This is a genomic window from Umezawaea sp. NPDC059074 (assembly GCF_042738955.1).
Classification (GTDB): Bacteria; Actinomycetota; Actinomycetes; order Mycobacteriales; family Pseudonocardiaceae; genus Umezawaea.
In genome coordinates this window covers 19410-32844 of record NZ_JBHYHC010000050.1, presented here as the reverse complement: position 1 = coordinate 32844, position 13435 = coordinate 19410, and the positions used below count along the sequence as shown (strand labels likewise).

General features: G+C 71.0%; 16 protein-coding genes and 1 tRNA gene. 10 read left to right on the top strand and 7 right to left on the bottom strand.

Translation table 11 applies throughout. The features are described 5' to 3' along the window. The 6 genes from ACFWW9_RS23070 to ACFWW9_RS23045 all read left to right on the top strand — a co-directional run. On the top strand, window positions 1–712 hold a 712-nt coding region (locus tag ACFWW9_RS23070; protein ID WP_390381409.1), incomplete at its 5' end, for a glycoside hydrolase family 9 protein. A 92-nt stretch (window positions 713–804) separates the two neighbouring features. Continuing rightward, window positions 805–1749, top strand: coding sequence for a glycoside hydrolase family 6 protein (locus ACFWW9_RS23065; RefSeq protein WP_390381406.1), 945 nt, complete (start codon window positions 805–807; stop codon window positions 1747–1749). A gap of 55 nt (window positions 1750–1804) precedes the next feature. Beyond that, window positions 1805–2560, top strand: coding sequence for a sugar phosphate isomerase/epimerase family protein (locus ACFWW9_RS23060; RefSeq protein WP_390381403.1), 756 nt, complete (start codon window positions 1805–1807; stop codon window positions 2558–2560). 51 nt (window positions 2561–2611) lie between these two features. Then, window positions 2612–3748, top strand: coding sequence for a Gfo/Idh/MocA family protein (locus tag ACFWW9_RS23055; RefSeq protein WP_390381400.1), 1137 nt, complete (start codon window positions 2612–2614; stop codon window positions 3746–3748). Continuing rightward, on the top strand, window positions 3745–4893 hold the full coding sequence (locus ACFWW9_RS23050) for a dihydrodipicolinate synthase family protein (RefSeq protein ID WP_390381397.1): 1149 nt from the start codon (window positions 3745–3747) through the stop codon (window positions 4891–4893). The genes ACFWW9_RS23055 and ACFWW9_RS23050 overlap by 4 nt, the downstream gene beginning before the upstream one ends. After that, on the top strand, window positions 4890–5699 hold the full coding sequence (locus tag ACFWW9_RS23045; RefSeq protein WP_390381394.1) for a sugar phosphate isomerase/epimerase family protein: 810 nt from the start codon (window positions 4890–4892) through the stop codon (window positions 5697–5699). The genes ACFWW9_RS23050 and ACFWW9_RS23045 overlap by 4 nt, the downstream gene beginning before the upstream one ends. A 178-nt stretch (window positions 5700–5877) precedes the next feature. Here the strand turns inward: ACFWW9_RS23045 and ACFWW9_RS23040 are convergent, their stop codons facing one another. Both ACFWW9_RS23040 and ACFWW9_RS23035 read right to left on the bottom strand, forming a co-directional pair. Next, on the bottom strand, window positions 5878–6360 hold the full coding sequence (locus ACFWW9_RS23040) for a hypothetical protein (protein ID WP_390381391.1): 483 nt from the start codon (window positions 6358–6360) through the stop codon (window positions 5878–5880). A gap of 31 nt (window positions 6361–6391) precedes the next feature. Next, window positions 6392–6901 carry a PadR family transcriptional regulator gene (locus ACFWW9_RS23035; protein WP_390381388.1) on the bottom strand — a complete coding sequence of 170 codons (510 nt, stop codon included), beginning with the start codon at window positions 6899–6901 and terminating at the stop codon, window positions 6392–6394. 119 nt (window positions 6902–7020) lie between these two features. Between ACFWW9_RS23035 and ACFWW9_RS23030 the strand changes: the two genes are divergently transcribed. The 3 genes from ACFWW9_RS23030 to ACFWW9_RS23020 all read left to right on the top strand — a co-directional run bounded on the left by ACFWW9_RS23030 (window position 7021) and on the right by ACFWW9_RS23020 (window position 9319). Next, window positions 7021–8157, top strand: a complete 1137-nt coding sequence (locus ACFWW9_RS23030; RefSeq protein WP_390381385.1) for an aminotransferase class I/II-fold pyridoxal phosphate-dependent enzyme — start codon at window positions 7021–7023, stop codon at window positions 8155–8157. Window positions 8158–8257: 100 nt separating this feature from the next. Next, on the top strand, window positions 8258–8812 hold the full coding sequence (locus ACFWW9_RS23025; RefSeq protein WP_390381382.1) for a TetR/AcrR family transcriptional regulator: 555 nt from the start codon (window positions 8258–8260) through the stop codon (window positions 8810–8812). A gap of 87 nt (window positions 8813–8899) precedes the next feature. Continuing rightward, a complete protein-coding gene (locus ACFWW9_RS23020) occupies window positions 8900–9319 on the top strand; it encodes a VOC family protein (RefSeq protein ID WP_390381379.1) in 420 nt (139 codons plus the stop codon). A 57-nt stretch (window positions 9320–9376) separates the two neighbouring features. On the opposite strand, the gene ACFWW9_RS23015 is transcribed toward ACFWW9_RS23020, so the two are convergent. Further along, on the bottom strand, window positions 9377–10429 hold the full coding sequence (locus ACFWW9_RS23015; protein ID WP_390381376.1) for an MBL fold metallo-hydrolase: 1053 nt from the start codon (window positions 10427–10429) through the stop codon (window positions 9377–9379). A gap of 91 nt (window positions 10430–10520) precedes the next feature. On the opposite strand from ACFWW9_RS23015, the gene ACFWW9_RS23010 reads away from it, so the two are divergent. Next, window positions 10521–10976, top strand: coding sequence for a MarR family winged helix-turn-helix transcriptional regulator (locus tag ACFWW9_RS23010; RefSeq protein ID WP_390381373.1), 456 nt, complete (start codon window positions 10521–10523; stop codon window positions 10974–10976). A 343-nt stretch (window positions 10977–11319) separates the two neighbouring features. Here ACFWW9_RS23010 and ACFWW9_RS23005 read toward each other — a convergent pair. The 4 genes from ACFWW9_RS23005 to ACFWW9_RS22990 all read right to left on the bottom strand — a co-directional run bounded on the left by ACFWW9_RS23005 (window position 11320) and on the right by ACFWW9_RS22990 (window position 13414). After that, window positions 11320–11391, bottom strand: a tRNA-Val gene (locus tag ACFWW9_RS23005). 52 nt (window positions 11392–11443) lie between these two features. Continuing rightward, window positions 11444–11887 carry a TIGR02611 family protein gene (locus ACFWW9_RS23000; protein ID WP_390381370.1) on the bottom strand — a complete coding sequence of 148 codons (444 nt, stop codon included), beginning with the start codon at window positions 11885–11887 and terminating at the stop codon, window positions 11444–11446. A gap of 22 nt (window positions 11888–11909) precedes the next feature. Further along, window positions 11910–12728, bottom strand: a complete 819-nt coding sequence (locus ACFWW9_RS22995; protein WP_390381367.1) for an anti-sigma factor domain-containing protein — start codon at window positions 12726–12728, stop codon at window positions 11910–11912. Further along, window positions 12725–13414, bottom strand: a complete 690-nt coding sequence (locus tag ACFWW9_RS22990) for an RNA polymerase sigma factor (protein ID WP_390381364.1) — start codon at window positions 13412–13414, stop codon at window positions 12725–12727. Before ACFWW9_RS22990 ends, ACFWW9_RS22995 begins: the two co-directional genes overlap by 4 nt. Window positions 13415–13435: the final 21 nt, after the last annotated feature.

Genomic DNA, 13435 nt, shown 5'->3' with positions numbered 1-13435 from the left:
CGCCTACGACGACACCGACGTCAGCGACGAGTTCTCCTGGGCCGCGGCGGAGCTGTACGCGACCACCGGCAAGCGGGCGTACCTGTCCCGGATCACCACGAGGCTCACCCCGGCCGGGTTCTCCTGGAAGGACACCGGCGCGCTGGCCGACCTGACCATCGCCCGGCTGCCCGAGCGGTTCCCGGTCGACCGCGTCCTCCCGGCGCGCAAGCGGATCCTGTCCGTCGCCGACGGCTACCTGCGCGACCTCAAGAAGCAGGGCTACCCGAACCCCTCGCTGCCGACCGACGGCGCCTACGCCTGGGGCTCCACCAGCGCCACCACCAACGCGGCGATGGTGATGGGCGTGGCCTACGACCTGAGCTTCCGGCGCGAGTACCGGGACGGCGTGCTGGAGTCGATGGACTACCTGCTCGGCCGCAACGGGCTGAACCAGTCGTTCGTCAGCGGGTACGGCGAGCGCGCCAGCCACAACCAGCACCACCGGCACTGGTCGCACCAGATCAACCCCGCGCTGCCCAGCCCGCCGCCCGGCTCGTTGGCCGGTGGCCCGAACTCCGGGCTCCAGGACCCCGTGGCGCAGCAGAACCTGCCCGGCTGCAAGCCCGCCAAGTGCTACATCGACGACATCGGATCGTGGTCCACCAACGAGGTCGCGATCAACTGGAACTCGTCCCTCGCCTGGGTGGCGGCGTTCGTCGACGCCCGCTGACCCGACCGCCGCGGCGCCGCTCCCGAGGGACGAGCGGAGCGGCGCGCACCACGGGCCCAGCGGCGGCCCACACCCTGTAGAGAGGATCCACAATGTCGTGGAAAGCCCGCCTCGCGGCGGCCCTCGTCACCCTGCCCCTGCTGACGGTCGTGCCCACCGCGCACGCCGCCAGCCCCCTCGACCTGACCAGCGGTTTCTACGTCAACCCCAACTCCTCGCCCGCCGTCTGGGCGCGGAACAACCCCGGCGACGCGCGAGCCGCGCGCATCCAGTCGTCGATCGGCTCCAAGCCGATCGCCCGCTGGTTCGGCAACGAGAGCGGGATCGGAGGGCTGGTCGCGAGCTACGTGGGCGCGGCCGACGCCAACGACAAGCTCCCGGTGCTGGTGGCCTACAACATCCCCGGCCGGGACGCCTGCGGTGGGCACTCGGGTGGGGGAGCGGGGAGCGTGTCGGCCTACCGGACCTGGATCTCCAGCTTCGCGGCGGGCGTCGGGACCAAACCCGCCGTCGTCGTCATCGAGCCGGACTCGCTGGGGGACTTCTCCTGCATGAGTTCCGCGGCGATCCAGGACCGGCTGGGCATGCTCACGTACGCGACCCAGATGTTCCAGCAGAAGGCCCCCAACGCCTACGTCTACCTCGACGGCGGCAACGCGGGCTGGGTCGCCCCGGCGACCATGGCGAGTCGGCTGAACTCCGCGGGCGTGCGCAACATCCGCGGCTTCTCGGTCAACGTGTCGAACTACTACACCACCGGCGCGTCGACCAGCTACGGCAACCAGGTCGTCTCGTCGCTCGGCTACGCCGCCAAGTTCGTCGTGGACACCAGCCGCAACGGCAACGGCAGCAACGGCGAGTGGTGCAACCCGGCGGGCCGCAAGCTCGGTGTCACCGCGCAGGTCGGCGGTGGAGCCGAGATGCTGTTGTGGATCAAGACGCCCGGCAACTCCGACGGGTTGTGCGGCATCGCGCCGAGCACCCCGGCCGGGCAGTTCAACCCGGCGATCGCCATCCGGCTGATCGACGGCACGTGAGCGACGGGGCGGGGCGTCCGCGAGGGCGTCCCGCCCCCGGTCTGGAGGAACGGACATGGCCTGGCAGTTCGCCGTCAGCACGCTGGGGATGCCCGGCGTCCCCCTGCGCGAGGCGGCCCGCGTGGCGGCCTCGCACGGGTGTCGGGGTCTGGAGATCCGGACGCACCCGGACGAGCAGGTGCACCTCGGGCTCTCCCGCCGGGAGGTCGACCGGGCACGGGGGGAGCTCGCCGACCACGGGCTCGTCGCGGCCTGCCTGGCGGGGTACGCGAAGGTGTGCGCGCCGGGCCCGGACGAGCCCGTGGTCGCCGAGTTGCGGGCGTTGATCGACCTGGCCCACCGGATCGGAGCGCCGTCGGTGCGGGTGTTCCCCGGCGGTGCAGGCGAGTCGCGCGGCCGGATCGGGGCCGTGCTGGACGACCTGCGGGCGGCCGGGGTGCGGCTGCTGGTCGAGACGCACGACTCGCACCCGACCGGGGAGGCCGCCGTGGAGTTGGTGACGCCGTTCGAGGAGCCGGACCTGGTCGCCGTGCTGTGGGACGCCGTGCACCCGTGGCGCTCCGGCGAGGCGCCCGCGCGGACGCGGGAGGTGCTGGGGGAGTACCTGGGCTACTTCCAGGTCAAGGACGTCGACGCCGGGACGCCGGTCGCGCCGGGGCTGGGGGACGTGCCGCTGGACGAGTGCGGCTCGCTGCTGCGCGACTGGTCCGGGTGGGTGTCGCTGGAGTGGGAGAAGGCCTGGTACCCGGAGATCCCGCCGGTCGACGGGCCGCTGCGCGCGGCGGCGGAGTGGTTCGCCCGGTTCACCTGATCCGAGAACTGTTGTACGGTAACTTGGAAAGCGCTTTCCAAAGGAGGTCGAATGGCCACGCGGACCCTGGGCGTCGTGATGAACGGCGTGACCGGACGGATGGGATACCGGCAGCACCTCGTGCGGTCGGTGCTCGCGATCAGGGAGCGGGGAGGGGTCGAGCTGGCCGACGGGTCACGGGTCCAGCTGGAGCCGGTGCTCGTCGGCCGCAACGCCGACAAGCTCGCCGAGATGGCGCAGCGGCACGGGCTGACCCGGTGGACCACGGACCTCGACACGGCGCTCGGCGACGACTCGTGCCCGCTGTACTTCGACGCCCAGCTCACGGCCGTGCGCGAGAAGTCCATCCTGCGGGCCATCGACGCCGGGCGGCACGTCTACACCGAGAAGCCGGTCGCCGAGTCCGTGGAGGGCGCGCTGACCCTGGCCCGCCGGGCGGCCGAGGCGGGCGTGAAGAACGGCGTGGTGCACGACAAGCTGTACCTGCCCGGCCTGCTCAAGCTCAAGCGCCTGGTGGACAGCGGGTTCTTCGGCCGCGTGCTGAGCGTGCGCGGCGAGTTCGGCTACTGGGTGTTCGAGGGCGACTGGCAGACCGCGCAGCGGCCGAGCTGGAACTACCGCGCCGAGGACGGCGGCGGCATCACCGTGGACATGTTCTGCCACTGGAACTACGTGCTGGAGAACCTGTTCGGCGCGGTGACCTCGGTGATCGCCAAGACCGCCACCCACATCCCCACCAGGGTCGACGAGGCGGGCGCGGCCTACGAGGCCACGGCCGACGACGCCGCGTACGCCATCTTCGAGCTGGAGGGCGGCGTGATCGCCCAGCTCAACTCGTCGTGGTGCACGCGCGTGCACCGGGACGAACTGGTCGAGTTCCAGGTCGACGGCACCCTCGGCAGCGCCGTGGCGGGCCTGCGCAAGTGCGTGGTGCAGCCCAGGGAGGTCACGCCGCGCCCGGTGTGGAACCCGGACCTGGAGGAGACCCGCTCCTACCGCTCCCAGTGGCAGGAGGTGCCGGACAACACCGAGTTCGACAACGGCTTCAAGACCCAGTGGGAGCAGTTCGTCCGGCACGTGGTCGAGGACGCGCCGCACCCGTACGACTTCCTGGCGGGCCTGCGCGGCATCCGGCTGGCGCAGGCGGGCCTGGAGTCCTCCCGCACGAACCGGCGGGTCGAGCTGTGATCACCCTGCCCGCTCCGGACGGCTCGCTGCGCGACCACGAGCCGGGCGACCCCGTGGCGTGGACCAAACCGGCCGCGCCGTTCACGTCACGGGTGGCGTTCGCCGCCGCCCACGTCGTGGCGGACCCGTTGGGGGACAACGGCCCCGGCGCGCCCGCCGTGGTCGACTGGGACAGCACGCTGGCGTTCCGCCGCCACCTGTGGTCCTACGGGTTCGGCGTGGCCGAGGCGATGGACACCGCCCAGCGCGGCATGGGCCTGGACTGGGCCACCACGCGGGAGCTGATCCGCCGCAGCGCCGCCGAGGCGAAGGTCCTCGGAGTCCGGATCGCCGCGGGCGCGGGCACCGACCACGCCGACGCGACCACCCTGGACCAGGTGGTCCGCGCCTACACCGAGCAGCTCGACGTGGTGCAGGCGTCCGGCGCGCAGGCGATCGTGATGGCCAGCAGGCACCTCGCCCGCCTGGCCGCCGGGCCCGCCGACTACCGGCGGGTCTACGACCGGATCCTGCCGCTCGCCGACACACCCGTGGTCCTGCACTGGCTGGGGCCGGTGTTCGACCCGGCGTTGGAGGGCTACTGGGGGTCGGCGGACGTCGGCGAGGCCACGACGGCGTTCCTGGACCTCGTGCACCACCACGCCGACCGGATCGACGGCGTGAAGGTGTCGCTGCTCGACGCCGACCACGAGAAGGCGTTGCGCGCCCGGCTCCCCGAGGGCGTGCGCCTCTACACCGGCGACGACTTCCACTACCCGGAGCTGATCAAGGGCGACGGCGTGCACCGGAGCGACGCCCTGCTCGGCGTCTTCGCCGCCATCGCCCCCGCCGCGTCACGGGCGTTGCAGGCGCTGGACGACGGCGACGAGGCGGCCTACGACGCCGCGTTCGCCCCGACGCTCCCGTTGGCGCGGCACGTGTTCGGCCCGCCGACCTACTACTACAAGACCGGCATCGCCTTCCTGGCCTGGCTTTCCGGCCTGCAACCCGGCTTCTCGATGGTCGGCGGCCTCCAGAGCGCCCGCAGCCTGCCCCACCTGGTCGAGACCTACCTGCTGGCCGACCGGGCGGGCCTGTTCCCCGATCCGGAACTGGCCGCCTACCGCCTGTCGGCGCTGCTCGACGTGCACGGGGTGGTCCGGTGAACCGCCTGTCCCTCAACCAGAAGACCGTCAACGCCTGCACGCTGCCCGAAGCCGTGGCCGCGTGCGTCCGGGCGGGCGTGCCGTCGATCGGCGTCTGGCGCGAACCCCTGCACGAGGTCGGCGTCGCCGCCGGGGCGGCCCTGATCACCGACGCGGGCCTGCGGGTGTCCTCCCTGTGCCGCGGCGGCTTCTTCACCGCCCCCGACCGCGCCGAGGTCCTCGCCGACAACCGCCACGCCATCGACGAGACCGCCGCGCTGGCCGCCGACTGCCTCGTCCTCGTCGTCGGCGGCCTCCCCGAGGGCAGCCGTGACCTCCCGGCCGCCCGCGCGCGGGTCGCCGACGTCCTCGCCGAACTGGTCCCGTACGCCGCCGACCACGGCGTCCGCCTCGCGCTCGAACCGATGCACCCGCTCTACTGCGCCGACCGCGGCGTCCTGTCCACCCTCGGCCAGGCCCTCGACCTGGCCGAACCCCACGACCCGGCCGTCGTCGGCGTCGTCGTGGACACCTTCCACGTCTGGTGGGACCCGGACGTGGAGCGCCAGATCGCCAGGGCGGCGGGCCGCATCGCCTCGTTCCAGGTGTGCGACTGGATCACCCCGCTCCCCGCCGACACCCTCCTCGCCCGCGGTGTGATGGGCGACGGCCACATCGACTTCCGCCGCCTCGGGGGCCTCGTCGCGAAGGCCGGCTACACCGGCGACGTCGAGGTGGAGATCTTCAACGCCGACCTGTGGCGCGAGGACCCGGACGTGGTGCTGGCGCGGGTCGTGAGCCGCTACGCGGAGCACGTGGTGCTCTGAGCCACACCGGGAACATCCCGGCGCGCCAGGCGTTGTACTGGCTGCCACACCGGTGCAGGACCCCCGGGCCTCACCCTTCAGCCGCTGCGAGCGGCCACTCGCCGAGAGGCGTCTCACCGGTGCGGCGCACTGACCAGGGTCGGTGGGAGCGGCGACTCCCCCCGACCCTGTTCGCGTGTCAGCGTTGCGGCCACATCGAGTAGATGAGGTCGTCCCCGTCGGAGCAGACGACCTGCGCCAGCGAGCCCTCGGGGATCTGGTTGCACGACAGGTCGCCGACGGCCAGCGGCGGCAGGCCGGTCGTCGGGTCGGACCGCTGGGTGTAGTAGTCGACCAGCACGGCCTCGGCCCGGTCGCACGTGAGCCTGCCCGCCGGGGTCTCGACGACGACGGCGAGCATCGGCTTGCCGAGCGCCCCGGTGAACTGGTGGGTGCAGTACTGGGCGGGCGCGCTCTCGTCGATCGCGGTCGGCGGGGGAGTGGGCGTCCTCGTGGGCTTGGTGGGGGGCGACTTGGTCGTCGTCGTCGTCGTGGTGGTGGCCGCCGTCGTTGTCGTGGTCGGTGTCGTGCTGGTCGGCAGCGCCGAGCCGGACCCGGCGACGACGCTGGAACAGCCCGCGGTCAGGGCGGCGAGCAGTAGGGGCGCGATCACGAACCTCATGACACCCAGTTCGACCGGGCGGCCCGAACCGTTACGCCGGGGAGCGCGAGATCTCGTCGACGAACCGCAGCGCCGCGCTCGCGTTCGTCGTCCGCCACGCCAGCAGCACCGCGTCGAAGCCCTCGCCGGGTTCCGCGTCGAGGGCCGCCACCACCCGTTCGAGCACCGCCCGCTGCCTCCGCAGCAGCTCGTCGGCGGCCAGCCCCCGCCGGTGCAGCAGTGCCAGCTTGACCAGCAGGTGCGACCGCAGCTGCCGCACGTGCTCCGCGGGCCGCTCCAGCCACTCCGCCACGGCGGACCGCCCGGCGGCCGTCGCCTCGTACACGGTCCTTTGTGGACCAGGACCGGACTCCACGGTCACCGGCGTGATCAGCTCGGCGCCCTCCAGCCGCCCCAGCGCCCGGTAGACCATCGGCCGCGGCACGGTCCAGACCCGCCCGAGCGCCCCGTCGGCCGCCGTCAGCGCCGCGACCGCGAACCCGTGCCGCGGCTCCTCGCCCAGCAGCGCCAGCACCGTCCACTCCGGCAACGCCCACTCCATGCCGCCGAGGGTAGACCGGCCGAAGGCAAACCCGCGGACCGTGCGGCCGGTCGTGGCACCCTCTGACTCGTCGTGACAACGGAGGAGAGGTGGCCGTGGTGCCGGGTGGATCGCGATGGTTGGCCGGAATCGTGCAGATCGCCGAACCCGAGGGCGTGATCGACCTGGGTCCGGGCCACCTCGACCCCGCGCTCCTGCCGACCGACCTGCTCCGCACGGCGTACGCCGACGCCTTCGCCGACTACGGCCCAGCGGCCCTGACCTACGGCGAGAACCAGGGCCCACTACCCCTGCGTGAAGCCCTCGCGGCCCGCATCGGCAAGGCCGACGGCCCCCCGTGCCACGCGGACCAGGTGGTCATCACCGCGGGCACGTCCACCACCCTCGACCTCCTGGCCCGCCACGCACCCCCCGGCGCGGTCGTGACCGACCAACTGTCCTACGACTACGGCACCCGCGTCTTCACCGAACGCGGCCTGACCCTCACCCGCGTCCCCATGGACACCTCCGGCATGATCCCGACAGCGCTCGACGAGGCCCTCCACGACCACCGCTCCACCGGCACGAACGTGGCCTTCATCTACCTCCTGCCGACATTCCACAACCCCACCGGCCTGGTAGCCCCGCTGGACCGCCGCCTGGCGTTGATCGAGGTGGCAAGAAACCACGACGTCACCATCGTCGAGGACGACGCCTACGCCGACATCGCCTTCGACACCCCACCACCCCCGTCGGTGGCCTCCCTCGCGGACTACCGGGGCGTCCTCCGCCTGGGCACGTTCTCCAAGTCCCTGGCCCCCGGCCTACGCCTCGGCTGGCTCGCCACCGACCCGGCCACCGCGACCGCGATGGCCGACAGCGCGGTCTTCAGCAGCGGCGGCGGCCTCAACCACCTGGCAGCCGTCACCGTCGCGGGCCTGATGGAAACCGGCGCGTACCACCACCACGTCACCTGGCTACGCGACCAACTACGCCAACGCCGAGACGCCCTCACCACCACCCTGTCGACCGACCTCCCACCAGGCTTCCACCTGACCACCCCACCAGGCGGCTTCTTCCTCTGGTGCACCCTCCCCAACGGCATCACCGAATCAGCGGCCCTCACCGCGGCCCGAGAAGCAGGCACCCCGGTCATCCCAGGCTCCAACTTCGGCCACACCCCAACCCCCACGATCCGCCTCTCCTACAGCTTCCACACCCCCACCACCCTCGCCGAAGCGGCCCGACGACTCGCGAAGGCGTGGTCGTCGCTGTAGATCGCCCTGCTGTCGAGAAGTCGACCATCTCGGCGACTCCTCGATTTCGCAAGCCGATCGGCCAACGAACCCGTGCCACCACCCCGACTACCATCGCCGCATGTCGCCGACCCGCGCCGAACAAGCCGAGAACACCCGCAGGTCCGTGCTCGAAACGGCGAGGAAGCTGTTCGTCGAGCAGGGGTTCGACGCGACGTCGTTGCAGCTCATCGCGGACACCATGGGCGTGACGAAGGCCAACGTCTACTACTACTTCCACACCAAGGTGGAGATCCTCGAAGCCCTCCTGGAGGGCGCGGTGCTCGCGCTCACGGCGTTGCTCGACCAGGCCGAGGCCATCAGGGGCAAGCGGGCGCGGCTGGAGTTCGTGGTGGACGGGTTCGTGGAGCAGGTCGTCGTCGCGCACCGCACCGTCGCGCCGATGAACCGCGAGGACCCGATCATCCGCAGGCACGAGGGCATCAGCCGCAGGCTCGACGAGCTGGCGGCCCGCGGCCTGCGCCTGCTGTTCGGCGACGACCCGACCCCCGACCAGCGGGCCGCCTTCGCCATGGTCAACGACCTGGGCCCGGCCACCCGCAGCCTGACCCACCTGCCCGACGACGAACTGCGCGCCGTCCTCCGCCGCCTGTGCCTGCGGATCGCCCGCGTCTGACGAAGTCGTGTCGAGTAGAGGCCGCACCCTGTCCTCTACTGCTGTGAAGCTGACCGTGTTCGACACCCGATCACGGAGGAGCCCCCGATGGCCATCACGACCACCACGCACCTGAACTTCCGCGGCGACGCCCGTGCGGCGCTGGAGTTCTACCAGTCGGTGTTCGGCGGGAAGACCCAGCTGTTCACCCACGGGGAAGCGGGCACCCCGGTGGACCCGTCCGAGGCCGACCAGATCACCTGGGGCGAGGTCCGCGCCGACAACGGCTTCCACGTCATGGCCTTCGACGTCCCGTCCACCCAGTCCTACGACCGGGGCGAGAAGCCGGTGTACGTCTCGGTCCGCGGCGACTCGACCGACGAGATCACGTCCTACTGGAACGGCCTCGTCCAGGACGCCACCGTGCTGTCCGACCTCGGCCCCGCCCCGTGGGGCTCGCCGCTCTACGGGATGGTCAAGGACCGCTTCGGCGTCACCTGGGTCCTCGACGTCGTGGCCGCCTACTAGCCGTTCCGATCGCGGGAATCCCGGTGCGCCACCGGGATTCCCGCGACGAGCGGCGGCCTAGGGGTGGATGGCGAACGGCCCCAGCCGTCCCGCGTCGATGCGCGCCGACTCGACCAGCGCGAAGGCGTTGTCGAAGGTGAAGACGTCCACCGCGGCGAGCGTGCCCGCGTACTTGGCGATCACCGGGTCGGCCGCGAGTCGGGCGGCCTCGTCCAGGTAGCCGTCGAAGATCGCCCACGCGTTGGCCGCGGGTCCGTACTTCGCGAAGTAGGGGGACGGGTCCAGGTTCGCGATGGCGGCCTCGGCGCCGGTCCGCAGGTCGGTGACGTAGTCGCGTTGCAGGGTCACGTCGGTGCGCGTGCCGAGCCTGCCGAGGTGGCCGCTGACGAGCGTCCGCCACGGGTAGCGCAGCGCCACGTCGTGCATCCGCACCCAGTTCGGCACCTCCTGCGAGACCCCGAGCCCCTTGAACGGCGCCCAGCCGGGGTACACGACGTCCACCACCATCAGGGTTTCCTGGTTCGGCGCGTGGATGAAGATGTTGTCGGGGGAGTGGTTCGGCCCGTGGTGGTCGAGCTGCAACGTCTCACCGCCCACGCGCAGCGTGTAGTGGTCGTCGAACGTCGTCGTGGGCACCGGCCGGTTCGGGTCGCGGGCCTCGCGCAGCAGCCGCGCGGTCTCCTTGTGCGCCACGCGTTCGACGTTCTTGCCGAAGATCCCGGAGGCGCCGACGTGGTCGGCGTGGAAGTGCGAGTGCACGAGGTGCGTGACCTTGTTCGGCCTGCCGTTGACCTTCGTGACGTCGTCGATGGCGCGTTGCAGGTTGTGGCCGATCGTCGGCGGCGCGTCGACCAGCACGACGCCGTCGCGCGTGGTCAGGAACATGGCCTGGTAGAAGGAATCGGTGACCCAGTAGAGGTTCCCCTTGATCCTGTCCACGTGGTACCCGTCGGCGTTGACCGCGGGTCCGAGCGACGCGCGCGGGATCGGCAGGAAGTCGGGCAGGTCGCCCGACGCGCCGAACGCCGTGCCCGGCAACGCGAGCATCCCACCCGCCGTCGGCACCGCGAGCGCGGCGAACGTGAGGAACTTGCGCCTGTTCGAGTTCATGACGGTCCTTCACCTCAGGCGGCCCACCCCCTCGTGGAGGCGAGCGCTTTCTGTTTGTGTTGGCAAGCAAGCGTTGGCTACAGTCGCCCCCGTGGCCCCAAAACCCCTGGACGGCGACGAGGAAGCCCTGTGGCGGGCGCTCACCGACGTGGTCCAAGCGCTGCCCCGAGCACTGGACGACCAGTTCCTCCGCGAGAGCGGCCTGACCATGACGGAGTACTCGGTCCTGGTAGCCCTCTCCGAGGCCCCGGAAAGAGAACTGCGACTGTCCACTTTGGCCACTACGACCTCGCTGTCCCTCAGCAGGATCAGCAGAGTCGTGGACAGCCTGGAAAAACGCACCCTGGTGGCGAAGTGCAAGTCCGACTCGGACGGCCGCAGCTCCCTGGCCTCCTTGACACCCGCCGGCCTGAAGACTCTGCAATCCGCCTACCCAGGCCACCTGGCACGCGTCCGCAAGTTCGTCTTCGACCACCTGACCAAGTCGGACGTCACCACGGCCACCCCGGTCCTACAGCAAATCGCCCAAGCCCTACGAAACCAGTGACCACCCGCCGCCCCTGACGACTTCCCCGCCCATGGGGGAAGCGTAGGCGACAGAGCTTGCGTACGCAAGCAAGTATCACTAGGTCGATGGATGCGGCGCGAACCACGCCATCGGCACCGACTCGCCGGCCCCCCACCACGCGTGGCCCTCGACGGGGGAGCGCAAAACTCGGCCAACTCCCCGTCCGGGGTCCCATCACTCGTCAGCGCGTCATTCCGGTGTCACTGGCAAGCGATCACGCGGAAGGGGACCGGAATGCCGATGTCCGCGAAGTGCGGATTCCGAATAACACGCAAAAGCAGATAGTCCTCGACCAAGAAGGTCGAGGACTATCTGCTAACCATGGGCGATACTGGGATCGAACCAGTGACCTTTCCGGTGTGAACGGAACGCTCTCCCGCTGAGCTAAACGCCCATCTTCAGTTGTCCTGCTCCCCGCTCTCGCGGTGTGGTCATAGCTTACAACATCAACCCTTGGACCCAAAAATCGGGCTCTCCAACCATGGTTCGTGGATGCCGAACCAGCCGCCGACCAGCGCCAACGCGCCGAGCAGCCAGAGGGTCGCCAGGACGATCAGGCCGGTTCCGGCGAGGACGAGGAGCTTCACGAGGAGCGACTGGCGCTTGAGCCAGGCGACCCAGAGGTCGTAGTAGTGCTTCGCGAACTTGAGGACCTTGCCCGCCCACTCGAACTCGGTGGCCAGGATCGCCAAGCCCGCGAACACGACCAGCCAGCCGGGGCCGGGGTACGGGATCATCAGGACTCCCGCGACCAGCACCAGGCCGCCGACGACGCCCACGCCGACGCGGTACGCGAGGTTGAGGGCCGGGTTGCGGCGGAACCAGTGCCGCGGCCCGTGTCCGCCGCGCTCGGCGTCGGGCGTGGTGTCGTCGTGCTGGTCGGTCGTCATGTGGTGATCTTCCCGGTCGCGGTCAGGCCTTCGCCACCTGGCCCGCGGCCAGGACGGCGGACGGCGAGGCGGGCGGGGTCCGGCCGGGTTCCAGCGAGATCGCGAGCCCGTCGTGGTTGTACGCGCTCCGGTCCCACTTCAGGACGATGTCCTTGGAGCCCGACGTCACGTCGAACGTCGCCAGCGCGACCGGGTTCGGCCCGCTCGTGCCCCACACGACGTACGTCTGCGCGGCCACGTCGTTCGCGGGCATCCCCTCCGGCACCACGGCCGCGTCGTCGTCACCCGAAAGGAGGACCGCCATAGCGGTGCCGTCGGGTGCGCGCAGCACGGCCTTCTTGGTCGCCGGGTCCGTGGCCAGCCGGAACGTGTGTTCCAGTTGATCGGTCCTGGCCTGCTGCGCGGTCACCTGGTCGGAGAGGCTCGTGAGCCGCTGGCCCACCGCCCCGGCCACGACTGCGACGAGGATCACAGCGGCCGCCGCGAACAGAACGCGCGTCCGGTTGGCCTTGCGGCCCCGCCGGGCCTCGAGCGAGATCGGTTCCGCCACTTCCTGGCGGTCCGGCACTTTGGCGACGACGGTCGACGGCAGTTCCTGGGGCGTGTGCTCGATCGCCTCCATCAGGTTGGCCCTCAGGCGCGCCGGAGGGTCGTACTGGTCGACGGACTGGCCGATCGCGGCCGTGACCGCTTCGGTGTTCCGCACCGTTCGCCTGCACGTCGCGCACTCGGGGAGGTGGGCGCGCAGCCGTGCCTCCTCATCCGGTTCGAGGGCGTGCATGGCCCATCCGACGGCCAGTTCCTCCTGGTCGCACCACTCGGTCTTCCGGTCCCCGCTCACCGGTGCGCTCCCTTGGTGTTGTTCGGCGTGGCGAGGTCGGAACCCGACTCGGCGCTCCAGACACCGGCCAACGTCCCGCGGAGCCTGCGGATGGCCGCGAACGTGCGCGACTTCACCGTGCCCAGCGGCACGCCGGTCAACTTCGCCACCTCTATCTGCGTGTATCCCCCCAGGTAGGCCAAGGCGATGACCTGCCGCTGGTCCTCGGGCAGCTTCTTGAGCGCCTCCCGGACCTCGGCCCCGACGACGCTGTTCAGCGCCTCCAGGTCCGACCCCGGAGCGGGCGGCACGTTGCGCTCGGAGAGCTCGTCGGTGAGCGGAACATTCCGCCTCCGCTGCGTGTTCTCCTTGCGGACGGCGTCGACGGCGCGGTGGTGCACCACGGTCATCAGCCACGTGCCGAACCCGCCGCGGGACGCGTCGAAGCGGCTCGGGTTTCGCCAGAGTGCGAGGAAAGCCTCCTGGACGATGTCCTCGGCCAGGTCGGGGTCGACGCAGATGCGCCTGGCCAGCGAGTACGCCGGTCTCCCGTAGCGGTCGTAGAGCTCGCCGAACGCGGTCCGATCACCTTGCGCCAGTCGGGTGACCAGTTCGGGGTCGGTTGGTCGGCCATCGCGGCTTCCGACGTCCGCTGACCTGGGGTCGGCGGGCATCGGTTGCGGCGGTGGAGCGGGCGAGTCAGCCACCAGAGAGGTCCTCACGTCCAA